12 protein-coding genes, 2 tRNA genes and 2 rRNA genes are annotated in these 20,157 nt (G+C 58.8%); 11 read left to right on the top strand and 5 right to left on the bottom strand.

Annotation, left to right across the window (positions count from 1 at the left end):
* Positions 1-61: 61 nt before the first annotated feature.
* The 4 genes from FG13_RS17340 to rrf all read left to right on the top strand — a co-directional run bounded on the left by FG13_RS17340 (position 62) and on the right by rrf (position 3,614).
* Positions 62-138 (top strand) — tRNA-Ile (locus tag FG13_RS17340).
* Positions 139-162: 24 nt separating this feature from the next.
* Positions 163-238: transfer RNA gene (locus tag FG13_RS17335), tRNA-Ala, on the top strand.
* 249 nt (positions 239-487) lie between these two features.
* Positions 488-3,363: ribosomal RNA gene (locus FG13_RS17330) — 23S ribosomal RNA — on the top strand.
* Between the two features lie 138 nt (positions 3,364-3,501).
* Positions 3,502-3,614 (top strand): 5S ribosomal RNA (gene rrf, locus FG13_RS17325).
* Positions 3,615-3,827: 213 nt separating this feature from the next.
* Here rrf and FG13_RS17320 read toward each other — a convergent pair.
* Positions 3,828-4,388, bottom strand: coding sequence for an acyloxyacyl hydrolase (locus FG13_RS17320; protein ID WP_035822882.1), 561 nt, complete (start codon positions 4,386-4,388; stop codon positions 3,828-3,830).
* A 268-nt stretch (positions 4,389-4,656) separates the two neighbouring features.
* Between FG13_RS17320 and FG13_RS17315 the strand changes: the two genes are divergently transcribed.
* Entirely contained in the window at positions 4,657-5,553 is an 897-nt protein-coding gene (locus tag FG13_RS17315; protein WP_442905207.1) for an NAD(P)-dependent oxidoreductase, read from the top strand.
* A gap of 1 nt (position 5,554) precedes the next feature.
* Here FG13_RS17315 and FG13_RS17310 read toward each other — a convergent pair whose 3' ends face one another.
* Positions 5,555-6,748, bottom strand: coding sequence for a M20 aminoacylase family protein (locus FG13_RS17310; protein ID WP_035822878.1), 1,194 nt, complete (start codon positions 6,746-6,748; stop codon positions 5,555-5,557).
* Positions 6,749-6,954: 206 nt separating this feature from the next.
* On the opposite strand from FG13_RS17310, the gene FG13_RS17305 reads away from it, so the two are divergent.
* From FG13_RS17305 to FG13_RS17290, 4 genes are all read left to right on the top strand, one after another.
* A complete protein-coding gene (locus FG13_RS17305; RefSeq protein WP_035822876.1) occupies positions 6,955-9,030 on the top strand; it encodes a molybdopterin-containing oxidoreductase family protein in 2,076 nt (691 codons plus the stop codon).
* Positions 9,031-9,032: 2 nt separating this feature from the next.
* The gene (locus FG13_RS17300) at positions 9,033-10,082 is read left to right on the top strand and encodes an aminopeptidase (RefSeq protein WP_035822874.1); all 1,050 of its coding nucleotides are present in this window, start codon (positions 9,033-9,035) and stop codon (positions 10,080-10,082) included.
* Positions 10,083-10,358: 276 nt separating this feature from the next.
* On the top strand, positions 10,359-12,041 hold the full coding sequence (locus FG13_RS17295) for a long-chain fatty acid--CoA ligase (RefSeq protein WP_035822872.1): 1,683 nt from the start codon (positions 10,359-10,361) through the stop codon (positions 12,039-12,041).
* A 55-nt stretch (positions 12,042-12,096) separates the two neighbouring features.
* Positions 12,097-13,779, top strand: coding sequence for a long-chain-fatty-acid--CoA ligase (locus FG13_RS17290; protein ID WP_035822870.1), 1,683 nt, complete (start codon positions 12,097-12,099; stop codon positions 13,777-13,779).
* Between the two features lie 112 nt (positions 13,780-13,891).
* On the opposite strand, the gene FG13_RS17285 is transcribed toward FG13_RS17290, so the two are convergent.
* Positions 13,892-15,073, bottom strand: coding sequence for an acyltransferase family protein (locus FG13_RS17285; protein WP_035822867.1), 1,182 nt, complete (start codon positions 15,071-15,073; stop codon positions 13,892-13,894).
* Positions 15,074-15,231: 158 nt separating this feature from the next.
* Between FG13_RS17285 and FG13_RS17280 the strand changes: the two genes are divergently transcribed.
* Positions 15,232-16,098, top strand: a complete 867-nt coding sequence (locus FG13_RS17280) for a LytTR family DNA-binding domain-containing protein (RefSeq protein ID WP_035822866.1) — start codon at positions 15,232-15,234, stop codon at positions 16,096-16,098.
* Here FG13_RS17280 and FG13_RS17275 read toward each other — a convergent pair.
* Positions 16,095-17,687: an alkaline phosphatase D family protein gene (locus FG13_RS17275; protein WP_035822864.1), complete on the bottom strand. Its 1,593-nt coding sequence runs from the start codon at positions 17,685-17,687 to the stop codon at positions 16,095-16,097. The genes FG13_RS17280 and FG13_RS17275 overlap by 4 nt on opposite strands.
* Positions 17,688-17,723: 36 nt before the next feature.
* A complete protein-coding gene (locus tag FG13_RS17270) occupies positions 17,724-18,089 on the bottom strand; it encodes an acyl-CoA thioesterase (RefSeq protein ID WP_223278886.1) in 366 nt (121 codons plus the stop codon).
* A gap of 136 nt (positions 18,090-18,225) precedes the next feature.
* On the opposite strand from FG13_RS17270, the gene FG13_RS17265 reads away from it, so the two are divergent.
* Positions 18,226-20,076, top strand: coding sequence for an ABCB family ABC transporter ATP-binding protein/permease (locus tag FG13_RS17265; RefSeq protein WP_035828383.1), 1,851 nt, complete (start codon positions 18,226-18,228; stop codon positions 20,074-20,076).
* Positions 20,077-20,157: the final 81 nt, after the last annotated feature.

Raw genomic sequence — 20,157 nt, 5'->3', positions numbered from 1 at the left:
AATGTTCACACTTATCGGCTGTTAGTAAGAGAAGAAACAGTAGTCGTAGTAGTTCCGCGTTGGGGCTGTAGCTCAGCTGGTTAGAGCACCGTGTTGATAACGCGGGGGTCGTTGGTTCGAGTCCAACCAGCCCTACCAGTAAAAACCGAGTAGTAAATCTCAGGGGGATTAGCTCAGCTGGGAGAGCACCTGCTTTGCAAGCAGGGGGTCGTCGGTTCGATCCCGTCATCCTCCACCAAAGTTTTACTCGAAAGTGCAAATGTAAGCCAGTCAAACAGACCCGGTTTAGATTTGATCTTTTAGCGATCAAAGCTGTTTCGTTCTTTAACAATCTGGAAGAAGTAAAGATTATTTATTGATCGGTTTGCCGTAAAAAGCGAATCGATGGGTAATGATTGTATGTATCAACAAACAAGCAACAACGTTGTACTTTCTTATCCCTGTAGCGCTCTTTCCTCATGCAAATGATGAGAGGCTAACGTTATAGGGACAAGCGAATAAGTGCACATGGTGGATGCCTTGGCGATTACAGGCGATGAAGGACGTAGTAGCTTGCGATAAGCTGCGGGGAGTGAGCAAACACACTTTGATCCGCAGATTTCCGAATGGGGCAACCCACCCTTTTAGGGTATTGCATACTGAATACATAGGTATGCAAGGCGAACGCGGCGAACTGAAACATCTAAGTAGCTGCAGGAAAAGAAATCAACCGAGATTCCCAAAGTAGCGGCGAGCGAAATGGGAAGAGCCTGTACGTGATAGTCGGACCGATAACAGAATCCTCTGGAAATAGGAGCCATAGTGGGTGATAGCCCCGTATGTGAAATCGGACCGGTGATACTAAGCGTACGACAAGTAGGGCGGGACACGTGACATCCTGTCTGAATATGGGGGGACCATCCTCCAAGGCTAAATACTCGTAATCGACCGATAGTGAACCAGTACCGTGAGGGAAAGGCGAAAAGAACCCCGGAAGGGGAGTGAAATAGATCCTGAAACCGTGTGCATACAAACAGTAGGAGCGGACTTGTTCCGTGACTGCGTACCTTTTGTATAATGGGTCAGCGACTTACATTCAGTGGCAAGGTTAACCGCATAGGGAAGCCGTAGAGAAATCGAGTCCGAATAGGGCGATCAGTCGCTGGGTGTAGACCCGAAACCAAGTGATCTACTCATGGCCAGGATGAAGGTGCGGTAACACGCCCTGGAGGTCCGAACCCACTAATGTTGAAAAATTAGGGGATGAGCTGTGGGTAGGGGTGAAAGGCTAAACAAACTTGGAAATAGCTGGTTCTCTCCGAAAACTATTTAGGTAGTGCCTCAAGTATCACCATCGGGGGTAGAGCACTGTTATGGCTAGGGGGTCATTGCGACTTACCAAACCATTGCAAACTCCGAATACCGATGAGTGCGAGCTTGGGAGACAGACGTCGGGTGCTAACGTCCGGCGTCAAGAGGGAAACAACCCAGACCGCCAGCTAAGGTCCCAAAGATTGGCTAAGTGGAAAACGAAGTGGGAAGGCTAAAACAGTCAGGATGTTGGCTTAGAAGCAGCCATCATTTAAAGAAAGCGTAATAGCTCACTGATCGAGTCGTCCTGCGCGGAAGATGTAACGGGGCTAAGCCAGTCACCGAAGCTGCGGATATCTAGCAATAGATATGGTAGGAGAGCGTTCTGTAAGCCTGCGAAGGTGTCTTGTAAAGGATGCTGGAGGTATCAGAAGTGCGAATGCTGACATGAGTAGCGATAATGGGGGTGAAAAGCCTCCACGCCGTAAGCCCAAGGTTTCCTGTTCAACGTTCATCGGAGCAGGGTGAGTCGGCCCCTAAGGCGAGGCAGAGATGCGTAGCTGATGGGAAGCAGGTTAATATTCCTGCACCGTCGTATGATGCGATGGGGGGACGGATCGCGGAAGGTTGTCTGACTGTTGGAATAGTCAGTTTCTGTCTCATAGAAGGCGCTTAGGAAAATCCGGGCGCGGAATTCAAGGGGATGGGACGAGTGAACTTGTTCACGAAGCAATCGGAAGTGGTTCCAAGAAAAGCCTCTAAGCTTCAGTCATACGAGACCGTACCGCAAACCGACACAGGTGGGCGAGATGAGTATTCTAAGGCGCTTGAGAGAACTCGGGAGAAGGAACTCGGCAAATTGGTACCGTAACTTCGGGAAAAGGTACGCCCCGGTAGCTTGATTGGTTTACTCCATGAGGGTGAAAGGGTTGCAATAAACTGGTGGCTGCGACTGTTTAATAAAAACACAGCACTCTGCAAACACGAAAGTGGACGTATAGGGTGTGACGCCTGCCCGGTGCTGGAAGATTAAATGATGGGGTGCAAGCTCTTGATTGAAGTCCCAGTAAACGGCGGCCGTAACTATAACGGTCCTAAGGTAGCGAAATTCCTTGTCGGGTAAGTTCCGACCTGCACGAATGGCGTAACGATGGCCACACTGTCTCCTCCCGAGACTCAGCGAAGTTGAAATGTTTGTGATGATGCAATCTACCCGCGGCTAGACGGAAAGACCCCATGAACCTTTACTGTAGCTTTGCATTGGACTTTGAACCAATCTGTGTAGGATAGGTGGGAGGCTTTGAAGCGGGGACGCTAGTTCTCGTGGAGCCAACCTTGAAATACCACCCTGGTTTGTTTGAGGTTCTAACCTTGGTCCGTTATCCGGATCGGGGACAGTGCATGGTAGGCAGTTTGACTGGGGCGGTCTCCTCCTAAAGTGTAACGGAGGAGTTCGAAGGTACGCTAGATACGGTCGGACATCGTGTTGATAGTGCAATGGCATAAGCGTGCTTAACTGCGAGACTGACAAGTCGAGCAGGTACGAAAGTAGGACATAGTGATCCGGTGGTTCTGTATGGAAGGGCCATCGCTCAACGGATAAAAGGTACTCTGGGGATAACAGGCTGATTCCTCCCAAGAGTTCATATCGACGGGGGAGTTTGGCACCTCGATGTCGGCTCATCACATCCTGGGGCTGTAGCCGGTCCCAAGGGTATGGCTGTTCGCCATTTAAAGTGGTACGTGAGCTGGGTTTAAAACGTCGTGAGACAGTTTGGTCCCTATCTGCCGTGGGCGTTGGAAATTTGAAGGGGGCTGCTCCTAGTACGAGAGGACCGGAGTGGACGAACCTCTGGTGTACCGGTTGTCACGCCAGTGGCATTGCCGGGTAGCTAAGTTCGGAAGAGATAACCGCTGAAAGCATCTAAGCGGGAAACTTGCCTTGAGATGAGATTTCCCAGAGCCTTGAGCTCTTTGAAGGGTCGTTCGAGACCAGGACGTTGATAGGCTGGGTGTGGAAGTGCAGTAATGCATTAAGCTAACCAGTACTAATTGCCCGTACGGCTTGTCCCTATAACCTTAGCAGGTACAGAGGATAAGACGGTACAACGTTGCGTGTGTGTTGATACTACTATTCATTACCCCAATCTTTGCTTCTTCCAGATTCAGGCTTTGTCGTTCTACAGGAGACAAACGCCAGTACAAGTTATGCCTGATGACCATAGCAAGTTGGTCCCACCCCTTCCCATCCCGAACAGGACCGTGAAACAACTTTGCGCCGATGATAGTGCTGCAACCAGTGTGAAAGTAGGTTATCGTCAGGCTTGTTATTCGAAAAAACCCCTTCCGGTGATCCGGTTGGGGTTTTTTTTCGTCTGGTGGTTTTATCTAGCACCGGTGGTGGCGTCGGCTTACGCGCTGTGCGCTAAGCCGACCTACGGTCAGACCCTCCATACCGCCAACGTAAAAATAATTGCCAATGCAACAGACGAAAAAAAGGCAGCGCTACGCGCTGCCTTTGTCATGTATCACCTTCATTAAAAGTGATAAGCGACTTTGACGTTCAGGTAATTGACGCCGCTATTCGGTTTCTTGTAGCCGCCATTCGAGAAATGCTGGATCTTCGCAGCGACTTCCCATTTGTTATTGAAGATATAGCCAACGCCGATATGGTCGCCGAACTGGAAGTGGGTCGACAGGCGGTCATCGTCGTTGTTGTACAGTTTCGACAGCATGTGCACGCCGATGCCGGCTTCCGCATAAAAACCCAGCTTGTTCGTGTTTTCAAAACGGAACACGGGGGTAAAGCCCAGGTCCCACAGCTTTTGATGCTGGCCAGAGACATTCTGATAGCTCTTGGCATCCCAGCCGCCTATGCTGGCATCCCAGTAACCGCTCAGCTGTGTGCCATTCGATACGAACCAGGCCTTATCCCAGTTCGAGGTTACGCCGGCGCGTACCATTTGTACCTTCACGCCCTTGGCATACTCGCCATAGACGGAGTCGATCAGTTTGTCGTCGGCGGCAAAGCCGGCATTGGCTGCCATCAGCGCGGCAACGGCGGCGATGGATTTGAGGATATTCTTCTTGAAGGACATAGAGACTTTCATCGTAAAATTGGCCGTCAGGCTTGTCTTGTTTGCGCAGGCACCCAAGTAACCCCACAATAAATTATTGTGATTTCTGACTTCCATAACCGGCGCTCTGCGGCGTTGCTCACTGCTAGCAGTGCTTGCACTGCGTCGCGGCGAGCGCCTTGCATAGCATCCGGTTCTGTTCGTCATAAATTCACACTAATTTCCCGAGGATTACCTAGTCTTGCACACTACTCCCGCCACCTGTTTGATCTCAGAGGTTGAATTGACATTGTCTACAAAAATCGCATTTCTCGGTATTGGCCTAATGGGAGGGCCGATGGTTCGGTGCCTGCTGCGCGCTGGATATTCTGTCACAATTTGGAATCGCACGCACAGCAAGGCCCAAGTCCTGCGTGCGGCAGGGGCGCAGCCGCTTGTTTCCGTGGCTGAGGCTGTCAAGGGCGCGGACGTGGTCATCTCGATGCTGGAAGCCGGTCCCATCGTGGCAACAGTGCTGCAACAGGCGTTACCGGCCCTGGCAGCCGGCGCGATCTGGATCGACATGAGTTCCACCAAGCAAGCAGAAGCCCGGCAATTTCACGCCACCTTACATGCGGCAGGCCATGGCTTCATCGATGCACCCGTGTCGGGGGGCGTCGGCGGGGCGCAGGCGGGTAGCCTGGCCATCATGGCTGGCGCCAGCGCCGGCGATTACGCACGGGTTGAAACGATTCTGTCGGCAATGGGCCGCCCGACGCTGGTGGGGCCGGCCGGCAGCGGGCAGGTGGCCAAGCTGTGCAATCAGCTGATCGTGGGAGCCACCCTGAATATCGTCGCCGAAGCGCTGTTGCTGGCCCAGGCGGCCGGCGCCGATGCGAGCGCCGTGCGGGCAGCGATCCGCGGCGGTTTTGCCGAAAGCAAGATTTTGGAGGTGCATGGTGAGCGCATGCTGGAGCGCAATTTTGTAGCCGGCGGCCAGGTGAAAAGCCAGATCAAGGATATGCACAACATCCTCGCGGCGGCCGAAGCGGCCCACGTCACCTTGCCGGTGACGCAACTGGTGACGCAGCGCTATGAAACCCTGGCCATCAGCCATCCGACGGCCGATCACGCGGCCGCCTTGCTGGCACTGGAAGCGTTGAATCCGGGCCAGCGCCTCGGCACCGTTCCGGATCAACTGAGCTGATTCAAGCGATGGGCAGGCTCGCTTCGGCCAGCTTGACCCAGAAACTGGCGCCGATGGGCAGCAGATTGTCGTTGAAGTCGTAGCTGCCATTGTGCAAGACGCACGGACCCAGGCCGTGGCCGCCATCGCGGTGCTCGCCATCGCCATTGCCGATGAAGATGTAGCAGCCGGCCTTTTCCTGCAGGAAGAAAGAAAAATCTTCCGCGCCCATGGTCGGCTCGACATTCGCGTTGACCTTGTCCGCACCGACCACGCTTTTCATGACTTCGACGGCAAACGCCGTTTCCTTCGCGTGATTGACCAGCGGCGGATAGTTGCGCTTGAAGCGGAAGTCCACTTCCGCGCCAAAGGCGGCGGCCGTGTGCACGGCGATGTCGCGCATGCGCTCTTCGATCAAGTCCAGCACGGGCGTGGTGAAGGTGCGCACGGTGCCGACCAGGCTGGCGTCATCGGGAATCACATTGGTGGCGCTGCCCGCGTGGATTTGCGTGATCGACAGCACGGCCGTGTCGAGCGGACTCTTGTTGCGTGTGATCACGGTTTGCCAGCTTTGCGCGATTTGCACAGCGACCATGACGGGGTCAATGCCCTTGTGGGGCTGGGCCGCGTGGGCGCCCTTGCCTTTGACGGTGACGTGGAATTCATTGCTGGACGCCATCATGGGCCCTTCCACCACGCTCAAGGTGCCCGTTTCGGCGCCCGGCCAGTTGTGCATGCCGTAGATGGCATCCATGGGGAAGCGCGTAAACAAGCCGTCTGCTATCATTTCGCGCGCGCCGGCGCCGCCTTCTTCCGCTGGCTGGAAGACGAGATACACGGTGCCGTCGAAGTTGCGGTGCTGCGCCAGGTAATGGGCCGCGCCCAGCAGCATGGCCGTGTGGCCGTCGTGGCCGCAGGCGTGCATCTTGCCCGGATGGCGTGAAGCATGCTCGAAGGTATTCATTTCCTGCATCGGCAAGGCATCCATGTCGGCGCGCAAACCGATGGCGCGTGTCGACGTGCCATTCTTGATGATGCCGACCACGCCAGTGCGGCCCAGGCCGCGTACCACGGGGATGCCCCATTCCGTCAGTTTGGCGGCGACCACGTCCGAAGTGCGCTGTTCTTCGTAGCACAGCTCGGGATGCGCGTGCAGGTCGCGGCGAATACCTTGCAGCTCGGATTGAAACGCCAAGATCGGATCAACTAGTTTCATGGGACTCTCCTGTGGATGCTGGCACGCAGCAATGTATGGCGCGCCGTACCGCGTTTGTTTGATCGAAAACAGACGCGGCTAATAGTGCATTGTAGCCCTTGTTTGCCGGGTAAATCCAGCGCACGGACGTGCTTGCCACGGCGCCAACAGCAAGCGCGCGGAATGGTTTACAGTATCGCCTTCCCCCAACGTTTTTGGATTGCCCCATGACCACCACCCAAGTGCGCGCCGCCTGCCCGCTCGATTGCCCCGATACCTGCGCCTTGCTGGTCACCGTGACCGATGGCGTGGCCACCGCCGTCAAGGGCGATCCCGACCACCCGACCACGGCTGGCGTGCTGTGCACGAAGGTGTCGCGCTTCACGGAGCGCACCTACCATGCGGATCGGCTGCTGCATCCGCTGCGCCGCGTGGGCAAGAAGGGCGAAGGCAAGTTCGAGCGCATCAGCTGGGAAGAGGCATTGCAGACCATCGCGGCCCGTCTGAAACCGATCGCCGCGCGCGATCCGCAGGCGATCCTGCCGTACAGCTACTGCGGCACCATGGGCCTGGTGCAGGGCGAATCGATGTCCTCGCGCTTCTTCAACCAGCTCGGCGCGTCCCTGCTGGACCGCACCATCTGCGCCTCGGCCGGCGCCACCGGCTACCGCTACACGGTGGGCGCCAGCATCGGCACGGACATGGAGCAGTTCCAGAACGCGAAATTGATCATCATCTGGGGCGGCAACCCGATCGCCTCGAACCTGCATTTCTGGATGCGCGCGCAAGAAGCCAAGCGCAATGGCGCCACCTTGATCGCCATCGACCCCTACCGTTCGCTGACGGCCGAAAAGTGCCACCAGCATATCGCCTTGCTGCCGGGTACCGATGCGGCCCTGGCGCTGGGCTTGATGCATGTGCTGATCACGGAAGATTTGCTCGACCATGACTATATCGCCCAGTACACCATCGGCTATGCTGAACTGAAACAGCGGGCCCTGGAATGGCCACCCGAGCGCGTGGCCGAGGTGTGCGGCATCACGGCCACGGAAGTGGTGGAACTGGCGCGCCTGTACGGCCAGGCTTGCCGCTCTGGTGACGGCGCCGCCATCCGCACCAACTACGGCGTGCAGCGCGTGCATGGCGGTGGCATGGCCGTGCGCAATATTGCCTGCCTGCCCGCACTGACGGGCGCCTGGCGCCACCCTGCCGGCGGCATGCAGCTGTCGAGCTCGGGTTCCTTCCCCGTCAACCGCAAGGCCCTGCAGCGCCCGGACTTGCTGAAAGGCACGCCGCGCACCATCAACATGAGCACCATCGGCGACGATCTGCTGAAAACCAGCTCGCCCGAGTTCGGCCCGCAAGTCGAAGCCGTGATCGTCTACAACTCGAACCCGCTGGCCGTGGCGCCCGATTCCTCGAAAGTGGCGCAGGGTTTTGCCCGCGAAGACTTGTTTACGGTCGTGCTTGAGCATTTCCAGACCGATACCGTCGATTACGCCGACATCGTGTTGCCCGCCACCACGCAGCTGGAACACGTCGATGCGCATTCCACCTACGGCCACCTGTACATGATGGCGAACAACGCGGCCGTGGCGCCGCTGGGCGAAGCGAAGGCGAATACGGAAATTTTTCGTTTGCTGGCGCAGCACATGGGCTTTGATGATCCGTGCTTCCAGGAAAGCGACGATGCGCTGGCGGCCAAGGCCTTCGACACGACGGATGCGCGCGCCGTGCATTTCGACTGGGAATCGCTGAAACGCACGGGCTGGCAAAAGCTGGCCATGGCCGAAGCGCCATTTGCCGAAGGCGGTTTCCCCACGCCATCGGGCAAGTGCGAGTTTTATTCCAGCGCCATGGCGCAGGCGGGACTCGATCCCTTGCCGACGTATATCGCGCCGCACGAATCGCTGGCCAGCAATCCTGCGCTGGCGGCCCGTTTTCCGCTGGCCATGATTTCCCCGCCGGCACGCAATTTCCTCAATTCCACGTTCGTGAACGTGAAAAGCCTGCGCGCGGCCGAAGGCGAACCGCATCTGGACATCCATCCCGACGATTGCGCCACGCGCGGCATCGCGGCCGGCGACATGGTGCGCATCTTCAATGACCGCGGCAGCTTTGTTGCCAAGGCCAGGGTGACGGACAAGGCGAGACGCGGCCTGGTGGTGGGCTTGTCCGTGTGGTGGAAGAAACTCGCCAGCGATGGCAAGAACGCCAATGAAGTGACGAGCCAGCGCCTGACGGACATGGGCCGCGCGCCGACCTTCTACGATACGCTGGTCGAAGTGGAAAAGGCTGGCTGAGCATGGCCCGCTGGCCGGCCCGCTTGCTTGTCGGCATGCTGTGCCTGCCGCTGAGCGGCTGCACGCAGCTGCGCTACTACACGCAGGCGGCGCAGGGGCAATATGCCTTGTGGTCGGGCGCGCGCCCCATCGGTGACTGGCTCGACGACCCGGCCACCGAGCCGCGCCTGAAAGTGCGCCTGGCCAAGGCGCAGCAGATTCGCCGCTTTGCCGTCAGCGAGCTGGATTTACCGGACAATGGCAGCTACAAGAACTACGCCTCCCTGCGGCGCCCCTTCGTGCTGTGGAACGTGGTGGCCACGCCGGAACTGTCGTTGCAGCCGCTGCAATGGTGTTTCCCCATCGCTGGCTGCGTGAATTACCGTGGTTACTACAGCAAGGAAGAGGCGCTCGCGTATGCCGACGAATTGCGCGCCCAGCATTACGACGTGCAGGTGGGCGGCGTGCCCGCGTATTCCACGCTGGGCTGGTTCGACGATCCCCTGCTGTCGACCTTTATCAATTACAACGATGCGGAACTGGCGCGCCTGATCTTCCATGAACTGGCGCACCAGGTGGTGTACGTGCCCGGCGATTCGGCCTTCAACGAGTCGTTTGCCAGCGCCGTGGAAGAGGCGGGCGTGCAGCGCTGGCTGGCGCGCGAGGGCAATGACGCGATGCGCGCCGCGTACGCCCAGTATGCGGCGCGGCGCCAGGATTTCCTCGCCTTGCTGCTGACATACCGGGGCGAACTGGAAGCCGTGTATGCGAGCGGCGCCAGCGATGCGGAAAAGCGCGCGCGCAAGGCGCAGGTGTTTGCGGCATTGCAAAACGCGTATCAGGTACTGAAGCAAAACTGGGGTGGTTTTGCCGGTTATGACCGCTGGTTCGAGCAGCCATTGAGCAATGCGCACCTCGCTTCCGTGTCGACCTACAATGAATTTTTGCCTGCCTTCAAAAAATTGCTGGAAGAAAAAAAGAACTTTCGTGCTTTTTATGCTGCAGTGCACACAATGGCCCAGATCAAGAAGCCTGAGCGCAGGCGTGCGCTGGAACAATTGTCCAGCCCGTGACCCGTAAAGATTGTCCAGTATGCCGAGCCGGACGATCCTGCAACAGTGTATTTATCATGTTGCATTGCAGCATAAAATACCCCTAGAGTTGCCGCTCGAATACTGTTGAAAGCGCTTGCATGGAAGCCCGGCGCCCGATAGCATCGCATTAGTAGCATAGAGCAATTGCTCGTCAGAATGCTCAAACTGACTGCAGGACGACAGAATCCGCAGCAATGATCCGCGTCGGCAAGATGCGCCGGCTCCCCCACGATTATTCGAGACAAGAGGCACAGGATGGAAAAAATTTGGCTGAAGTCGTATCCTCCCGGCGTTCCCGCCGACATCGATCCTGATCAATATCGTTCGCTGGTGCATGTGCTGGAAGAAGCGTTTCAAAAATATGCGGATCGCAATGCCTATGTCTGCATGGACAAATTTCTCACCTATGCCGAACTCGACACCTATTCGCGCCAGCTCGGTGCCTGGCTGCAGAGCCGTGGTTTGAAAAAGGGGGCGCGTGTCGCCCTGATGATGCCGAACGTGCTGCAGTATCCGGTGGCCATCGCCGCCGTCCTGCGCGCCGGTTACACGGTGGTCAACGTCAATCCTCTCTATACGCCGCGCGAACTCGAGCATCAGCTCAACGATTCGGGCAGCGAAGCCATCATCGTGCTGGAAAACTTTGCCCATACCTTGGAGCAAGTGCTGGGCAAGACGGCCGTCAAGCACATCGTCGTCGCCAGCATGGGCGAGATGCTGGGCGGTTTGAAAGGCATGATCGTCAATTTTGTCGTGCGCAACGTCAAGAAGATGGTGCCCGCGTATTCCTTGCCGAACGCCATGCGTTTCAAGCAGGCGCTGGCGCTGGGCAGCCGCATGAAACTCACGCCTGTCGAGCTGAGCATCAATGACGCCGCTTTCCTGCAATACACGGGCGGCACGACGGGCGTGTCGAAAGGCGCGACCTTGAGCCACCGCAATGTGATCGCCAATGTGCTGCAAAGCGAAGCGTGGTCGGGCGCGGCGCTCGACCAGAACAGCACGGAACAGATGATCGTCGTCTGCGCCTTGCCGCTGTACCATATCTTTGCCCTGACGGCGTGCGCCATGTGGGGCACGCGCGTGGGCGCCCTGAATATCCTGATCCCGAATCCGCGCGATATCCCGGGCCTGATCAAGGAGCTGGGCAAGTACAAATTCAATCTGCTGCCAGCGGTCAATACCCTGTATAACGCGCTGGTGAATCACCCCGACTTTGCCAAGCTCGATTTCTCGGGCCTGAAGATCGCCAATGGCGGCGGCATGGCGGTGCAGCAAGCCGTCAACGACAAGTGGCTGCAAGTGACGGGTGTGTCCATCATCGAAGGCTATGGCTTGTCGGAAACGTCACCGGTCGCCACCTGCAACCGGGCCGACAGCACGGCGTTTTCCGGCACCATCGGCTTGCCCGTGCCCTCGACCGATATCGCCATCCTCGACGATGACGGCAAGGAAGTGCCGCTGGGCCAGACGGGCGAAATCGCCATCCGTGGCCCGCAAGTGATGAGCGGCTACTGGAACCGTCCCGATGAAACGGCCAAGGTCATGACGCCCGATGGATACTTCAAATCCGGCGACGTGGGCATCATGGACGAGCGTGGCTACGTGAAGATTGTCGACCGCAAGAAAGACATGATTCTCGTTTCCGGCTTCAATGTGTATCCGAACGAAGTGGAAGCCGTCATCGCGGCCCATCCGGGCGTGCTCGAGTGCGCCTGCGTGGGCGTGCCGGACGAACACTCGGGCGAAGCCGTGAAAGTGTTTGTCGTGCGCAAGGATCCGAACCTGACCCAGGCAGTGCTGGCCGCGTACTGCAAGGAACAATTTACAGGCTACAAGCGGCCGAAATACATCGAGTTCCGCGATGAACTGCCGAAGACCAACGTCGGCAAGATTTTGCGTCGCGCCCTGCGTGACGAAACGAAGACAGCAGCATAAACAGTGTGGGATGCGCCAGGAGGCGCATCCCTTTTACAGATAAAGATGAGGCGAGATGGACAAGATTTGGTTGAAGTCGTACCCGGACAGCGTTCCCGCAGAGATTGATTGCACGCAATACCGTTCCGTCACGCATTTGCTGGAAGAGTCGTTCCAGAAATATGCGGACCGCAATGCTTTCGTGTGCATGGATAAATTTCTGACTTACCGCGAGCTCGACAAACTGTCGCTGCAGATGGGCGCCTGGCTGCAAAGCAAGGGTCTGAAGACGGGCGCGCGCGTGGCGATCATGCTGCCGAACGTGCTGCAGTATCCGGTGGCCATGGCGGCGATTTTGCGCGCCGGCTATACGGTGGTGAACGTCAATCCGCTGTACACGCCCCGAGAATTGCAGCATCAGCTGACCGATTCGGGCAGCGAAGCGATCATCGTGCTGGAAAACTTCGCCACGACGGTCGAGCAGGTATTGCCGCATACCCAGGTCAAGCATGTGATCGTCGCCACCATGGGCGACATGCTCGGCGGACTGAAGGGGACCATCGTCAACTTCGTCGTGCGCAAGATCAAGAAAATGGTGCCCGCGTTTTCTTTGCCGGGCGCCATCAGTTTCAACAAGATGCTGGCTGAAGGCGCACGCCTGAGCCTGACGCCGGTGCAGCAGGGCCATGACGATATCGTCTTCCTGCAATACACGGGCGGCACGACGGGCGTGTCGAAGGGCGCGATGTTGTTGCACCGTAACGTGATCGCCAACGTTCTGCAAAACGAGGCGTGGATGTCGCCCGTGATGACGCCTGAAATGCGCGCCACCTCGATGGGATTCATGTGCGCCTTGCCCCTGTATCACATCTATTCGCTGACCGTCAGCGCGCTGATGGGCATGCGCTTGGGCGGCATGAGCGTGCTGATTCCCAACCCGCGCGACATCCCCGGTTTCGTCAAGGAATTGTCCAAGCACAAGATTGTCGTCTTCCCGGCCGTCAACACCTTGTACAACGCGCTGCTGAACAATGCCGACTTTGCCAAGCTCGATTTTTCCAGCTACAAAGTGTGCAATGGCGGCGGCATGGCCTTGCAGCGCAACGTGGCCGAACGCTGGCTGAAACTGACGGGCTGCCCGCTGATCGAAGGCTATGGCATGTCGGAAACGTCGCCCGTGGTGACGGGCAACCGCGTCGACATCACGGAATTCACGGGCACCATCGGCTTGCCTTTCCCTTCGACGGAAGTGGCGATCCTGAACGACGATGGCGTGGAAGTGCCGCTGGGCGAGCCGGGCGAGATCGCCGTGCGCGGCCCGCAAGTGATGGCCGGCTACTGGCAGCGTCCAGACGAGACGGCCAAGTCGATGACGGCCGACGGTTACTTCAAGACGGGCGACGTGGGTGTCATGGATGAGCGCGGCTACGTAAAAATCGTGGATCGCAAGAAAGACATGATCATCGTCTCCGGCTTCAATGTGTATCCGAACGAAGTGGAAGACGTGGTCGCGTCGTGCCCGGGCGTGCTGGAATGCGCCTGCATCGGCGTGCCGGACGCCAACGCGGGCGAAGCCGTGAAAGTGTTTGTCGTGCGCAAGGATCCGAACCTGACGGTGGAACAGATCCGCGAGCATTGCAAGCATGAATTGACGGCCTACAAGAAACCGAAATACATCGAGTTCCGCGATGAATTGCCGAAGACCAACGTCGGCAAAATCTTGCGCCGTCAATTACGCGACGAAAAGAAGGTTGCCTAAGAACACCTATCAAAACCTACTGCGCGTCGCGGGTCGCGGTTTCTGATGCTCACTGTGCATTCGCACAGTTCCGCTTCTCAACCACGACGCGCATCCGCTCGCTACGGTTTTGTTAGGCGTTCTGATTCGCTGCCAGGGCCGTGTCCGCCGCCAGGTTTTGGCCTGGGCGGGCGGGCAAGCCGAAGCAGGGGCGTAACCAGTTCACCTTGCTGATCAACAGCGACGTCCCCAGCCAGCAAGTCGCCACCGTGCCGGCCAGTATCAGCAGCGGTTCCGCCACTGGCCCAAGCTTCAGGGGCACGAGCCAATAAGCCAACAGCACGATCGCGCTCTGGTGCAATATGTACCAGGGAAAGACGGCCTGGCGCGCCCAAGGCAGCCAGGCAAACGGTGTATTGAGCAAGGTGTGCGACCAGCCAAGGATGGCGCAGATGGCCAGCCACATGTACAGGTTGCGCATGGGCCAAGAGCCGGCCGATGCCCAGGTCAGCAGGTTCTCCGAATACACCAGGTCAAAGCCCAGATACACGGCAAACGCGCAGGGCGCCAGCAGCAGCGCATGCCAGCGCAAGCGTGCCAGCTCTTGCCACACTCCTTTGTCATTGCCCAGCCACCAGCCATACAGATACATGGTGAAATAGACGGCGTGCGCGTACCAGTCCTTCACCAGCGCGTGGTTTTCCGGATAGCGCAGTTTCAGGAAGGCCGTTGCCGCCAGCGCTGGCAGGGCTGGCAGGATCAACAGGCGCCAGCCGCGCAACCCCGTAAACAGCGGCCTTGCCTTGGCCAGCAGGGGCTGCAGCGCCACCAGCACGATGGTGTACAGCAACAAATACACGAGATACCACAGATGATTCCAGGTAAAACTGGTCTTCCAGCCCGTAAATGCGCCGGCCGGCCAGGCATGGCCGCCAAAGTAATCCAGCAGAAATTGTCCATAGCCAGGCTCGACCAGGCCGTTCGTGACGCCTTCGCAATACGGCTGCACGGGTATCACCACGAGCACGCCAAACAGCAGGGGCAGCAACAGGCGCTTGACCCTGCGCCACAGGAAGGCCTGCCTGGACGTTTGCGTCATCATGGCGCAGGACACGCCGGAAATGAGGAACACGATTTCCATGCGCCAACGGTTGATAAAGACCATGGGATAGTTCAACGTTTCCGTCAGGTAGCTGCTCTTCATGTGGAAGGCGGCGCCGTCCAGGTACAGCATGGCCGTGTGGTAGACGATCAGCAGGCTGAAGACAAGAAAGCGCAAGGCATCGATATCGTAACGGCGAGAGTTGGTGGTCATGGTCGCGGGATCCGTTGGTCAGGAAAGGCCCCAGCATAGGCAGGCCGCGCAGGGCAAACCAGCGAAAAGTGACCAATTGCGGGCTGTTTGTGACGAGCGGTGATGCTGGGACGGCTTTGGGACCTTACAATCATGCAACTCATCCACCGTCCGACACCATGCGCCTGTCTTCCACCGATTTGTTGCAACGATATCAACGCTGGCGCCAGATCGCCGAACCAGCTTTCTGGATCGTCCTGTATCTGCTGCAAACGTCGCTCAACTGCTGGATCAGCTGGACCGACCGCCAGCGCGCGGGGCTCGCTACGCCTTTCTGGGAAGTGGCCGTGTGGGAGTGGAGCAGCAACCTGGTGTTGCTGGCGCTGGTACCGCTGGTGATCCTGGCCAACCAGCTGCGGCCGCTGCATCTGGTGTTCCAGCGCCAGAACCTGCGCTGGCACCTGGCCGCCTCGCTGGTCTACAGCCTCGTGCATGTGCTGGCCATGGTGGCCTTGCGCAAACTGGCCTACTGGAGCGCCGGCAGCGATTACGATTTCGGTAACTGGTGGCGTGAATTGCCATACGAATACGTCAAGGATGTGCGTACTTACTTCTCCATCTTATTGTTCACGGGCTTTTACCAGTTGCTGCTGATGCGCTGGCAAGGCGAGGCGACCCTGCTGGGCGAACCTGACGAAGGCCCGGCTGTGGAACCGGTGCTGCAGCCGGAACGCTTCCTGGTACGCAAGCTGGGCAAGGATTTTCTCTTGCCCGCCGGCGACATCGAATGGATACAGGCCTGGGGCAATTATGTGAATTTGCACGTGCGCGGTCACGATTACCCGCTGCGCTCGACCATGGCCGCCATCGAGCGCCGCCTGGACGGCAAGCGCTTTGTGCGCGTGCACCGCAGCTATATCGTCAACCTTGTATTTGTGCGGAGCATCGTGCCGCTGGAATCGGGCGATGCGCGCGCCGTGCTGTCCACGGGCGGTGAAGTGCCCGTCAGCCGGCGCTACCGCGATGCCTTGAAAAGCATGTGCTAGATGCGTTGCACGCCAGCCTTGCCGTCGCGCACGACAAAGCTGGCCAGTGTCGCGATGCTCGACGAGTTGTCGCGCACGTTGTCCAGGCCCTGGAACAGGGTCGTGGTTTTCTCCGGCGTGATCTCCATCAACATATAGCCGCGCTTGTCGCTGCGCCCGTAGCGGATGTGCGGGTTCATCGCCACGTACTGTTCCGTGCGCGCCTGCGGGCGGGAACTCGAGGTGATGGAGGTACCGCAAAACTCGGTGGCCAGCACGGGATTGTTCTTGCCGGTGGGCCGCATGGCGTTGCGGCTCAGTTCGGTGGCATAAAAGGTGTGCACGTCGCCAGACAGCACCAGCGGGTTGCTGGCCTTGCTGCTTTGCAAGGCGTCGAGCAGGTGCTGGCGCGCCATCGGATAGCCATCCCAGCCATCGGTCCAGACGCGTTCGTCGCCGGGCCGCAAAATCGGCACCTGGCTCGATTGCGCCATCAGGGTTTGCTGGGCCAGAATATTCCAGCGCGCGGGAGAATCATCGAGACCGGCTTGCAGCCAGCGCTGCTGTTCTTCGCCCAGCATCGTGCGTTGCGGTTTCAGCAGGTCGGGGCAATTGCGCGTGGTGACGGAATTGGAGCCGCCGCGGCCCGGTTTGGCGCACGCGTGGTGGGCGCGGTATTGCCGGTCATCCAGCATGTGAAAGCGCGCCAGCCGGCCCCAGTCGTAGCGCTGGTAGATACGCATGTCGACAAATCCCCGCCGTCCCAGCGGCAGCAGGCGTAGCGGCATGTGTTCATAAAACGCCTGGTAGGCGGCCGCGCGGCGCTGCAAAAAGGTGGGCGTGAGCAACTCGTCGCGGTCATTGCCGTAATCGTTGGCCACTTCATGGTCATCCCAGGTGACGATCCACGGCGCGGCCAGGTGCGCGCCCTGCAAGTCGCGGTCGCTCTTGTATTGCGCGTAACGGGCGCGGTAGTCGTCCAGGCTGAAACTTTCATGCGTACGCACGGCCCGGCTTGGATGCTGGAGCTGGTACGGCCCCCATTCATAGATGTAATCGCCGAGGAAGGCCACCAGGTCGGGCGCGGCTGCGGCGATGTGCCGGTGCGCCGCATACGCGCCGAATTCCCAGTGCTGGCACGAAGCGACGGCCAGTTTCAGCGAGGCAGGCATGGCGCCGGGCTCGGGCGCCGTGCGCGTGCGGCCCACGGGACTGACGGCGTCGCCAAAGATAAACCGGTACCAGTACCAGCGTCCGGGCGCGAGACCTCCCGCGTCGACGTGCACGCTGTGCGCGAGAGCGGGCATGGCCGTGGCCTGGCCCTTGGCGGCGATACGGCGAAACGCCTCGTCTTCGGCCACTTCCCAGCGTACGTTCAGGGCGATGGCGGGCGTGGCGGCTGCGTGCAGTGGGTCGTAGCAGATGCGCGTCCACAGCACCACCGCATCAGGTAACGGTGAGCCGGAAGCGACACCGAGCGCAAACGGATAACCTGTGCCATTCATGCGCGTGGCGGCGCTCGCACTGGAACCGGACAGCACGCTGCCGGCGGCGGCCAGCGCCGTGATGCGCGCAGCGCTCTGCAGGAAAATGCGGCGCAGGCTATCCATGCCGTCTGAAAATAAAACGTGGGATTATTGCGACAATCAAGACGACAACAAGGTCTCGATCGGCGGCACCTTGCGCGGCTTGCGGTCAGAGTCCGTCGCCACGTAGATCAGGGTTGCTTCCGTGACTTTCACGATGCACGCCTGCAGGCGGTTGCGCTCGGCATATACCTCGACATTGACGGTGATCGAGGTATTGCCGACCTTGACGATGTCGGCGTAGAAGGAGAGCAGATCGCCGACGAAGACGGGGTTTTTGAAGACGAAGGAATTGACGGCAATGGTGGCGACGCGGCCGTTGGCGCGCCGCGTGGCCGGCAGGGAACCAGCGATATCGACCTGCGCCATGATCCAGCCGCCGAAGACGTCGCCGTACACATTGGCGTCGGACGGCGCGGGCATCATGCGCAATTCCGGCATTTTTCCGGCGGGCAGGCCGGAGGCGAGGCAGTTGTCGGGGCGGTCGGGGGAGGTGCTCATCTTTTATTCTCATGAAAGGCTACAATTGCCCCGATTGAACCATAAAAAGCCGACATTCGCCATGCGCCGTTCCCAGACTCCCCCTCCGCCCCGCTCGCCAGCCTCCGCCAGCCACAGCGATTTCGCCACCATCAAGACCTTGTTGCCGTATCTCTGGGTCTACAAATGGAGAGTATTGCTGGCGCTGCTATGCCTAGTGGGCGCCAAGCTGGCCAACGTGGGCGTGCCCCTGATCCTGAAAAAACTCGTCGACGCCATGACGATCACAGCGGCCCATCCGCAGGCGCTGCTGGTGCTGCCCGTCGGCTTGCTGGTGGCCTACGGCTTGCTGCGCCTGTCGACCACCTTGTTTACGGAATTGCGCGAATTCCTGTTCGCCCGGGTCACCCAGCGGGCCGTGCGCACCATCGCCCTGCAAGTGTTCCGCCACCTGCATGCGCTGTCCCTGCGTTTTCATTTGAACCGCCAGACGGGCGGCATGACGCGCGACATCGAACGGGGCACGCGCAGCGTCGGCTCGCTCATTTCCTACACCCTGTTCAACATCTTGCCGACCCTGGTGGAAATCACCCTCGTGCTCGGTTACCTGGTCTTGCATTACGACATCTGGTTCACCGTGATCACGGCCGTGGCGCTGGTGTCCTACATCGCGTTTACCGTGCTGGTGACGAACTGGCGCACGCATTTCCGCCGCACCATGAACGACCTCGACTCGAAAGCGAATACCAAGGCCATCGATTCGCTGATCAACTATGAAACCGTGAAATATTTCGGCAACGAAGATTACGAGGCGAAGCGCTACGATGAAGGCTTGCAGCGCTATGAATCGGCGGCCGTGAAATCGCAGACTTCCCTCTCCCTGCTCAATACGGGCCAGTCCCTGATCATCGCCACGGCCGTCACCTTGATTTTGTGGCGCGCCACGGTGGGCGTGATCGCCGGTACGATGACCCTGGGCGACCTGGTGCTGGTGAACGCCTTCATGATCCAGCTGTATATTCCCCTCAATTTCCTGGGCGTCATTTACCGCGAAATCAAGCAAAGCCTGGCCGACATGGAGCGCCTGTTTTCCTTGCTGAACGAAAACCGTGAAATCGCCGATACGCCGGAAGCCAAGCCGCTCGTCACGCGGGGCGCGGCCGTGCGTTTTGACCACGTGAATTTCAGCTACGAAGCCAAGCGGCAAATCCTGTTCGACGTGGATTTCCAGATTCCTGCAGGCACGACGACGGCCGTGGTGGGCCACAGCGGTTCGGGCAAGTCGACCCTGTCGCGCCTGCTGTTCCGCTTCTATGAAGTCGATGGCGGCGGCATCACCATCGATGGCCAGGACTTGCGCGGCATCACGCAGGACTCCCTGCGCGCGACCATCGGCATCGTGCCGCAGGACACGGTGCTGTTCAACGACACCATCGAATACAACATCGCCTATGGCAAGCCGGGCGCCAGCAAGGACGCCATCGTGGCGGCGGCAAAGGCGGCGTCGATTCATGATTTTATTGAAAGTTTGCCAGATGGATACAACTCCATGGTGGGCGAGCGGGGTTTGAAACTGTCGGGTGGCGAAAAGCAGCGCGTGGCCATCGCCCGCACCCTGCTGAAAGACCCGGCGATATTGATCTTCGACGAAGCCACGTCTGCGCTCGACTCAAAGGCCGAGCAGGCGATTCAGTCGCAGCTGAAAGAGATCGCCAAAAACCGCACCACCCTGGTGATTGCGCACCGTTTGTCGACGGTGGCCGACGCCCAGCAAATCCTGGTGCTCGACCATGGCCGCATCGTCGAGCGGGGCACGCATCCGCAATTGCTGGCCGCGAATGGCCTGTACGCGCAGATGTGGCAACGCCAGCAGGCGAATATGGATGATGAGGCGCAAGAGGACGAGTTGGCGGGTCTGGCGCCGGCAAAATAAATCGGGAATGTGAAATCAGTAGGAAAAATGCTACAGCCGCGCTGATTCCAGCGCGGGTATAGCGCCTATTTGCGGGCAATC

This window comes from Janthinobacterium sp. RA13 (assembly GCF_000745325.1).
Lineage (GTDB): Bacteria > Pseudomonadota > Gammaproteobacteria > Burkholderiales > Burkholderiaceae_D > Janthinobacterium > Janthinobacterium rivuli.
The sequence above is the reverse complement of the archived record's forward strand: the minus strand, read 5'-3'. Positions and strand labels throughout refer to the sequence as shown.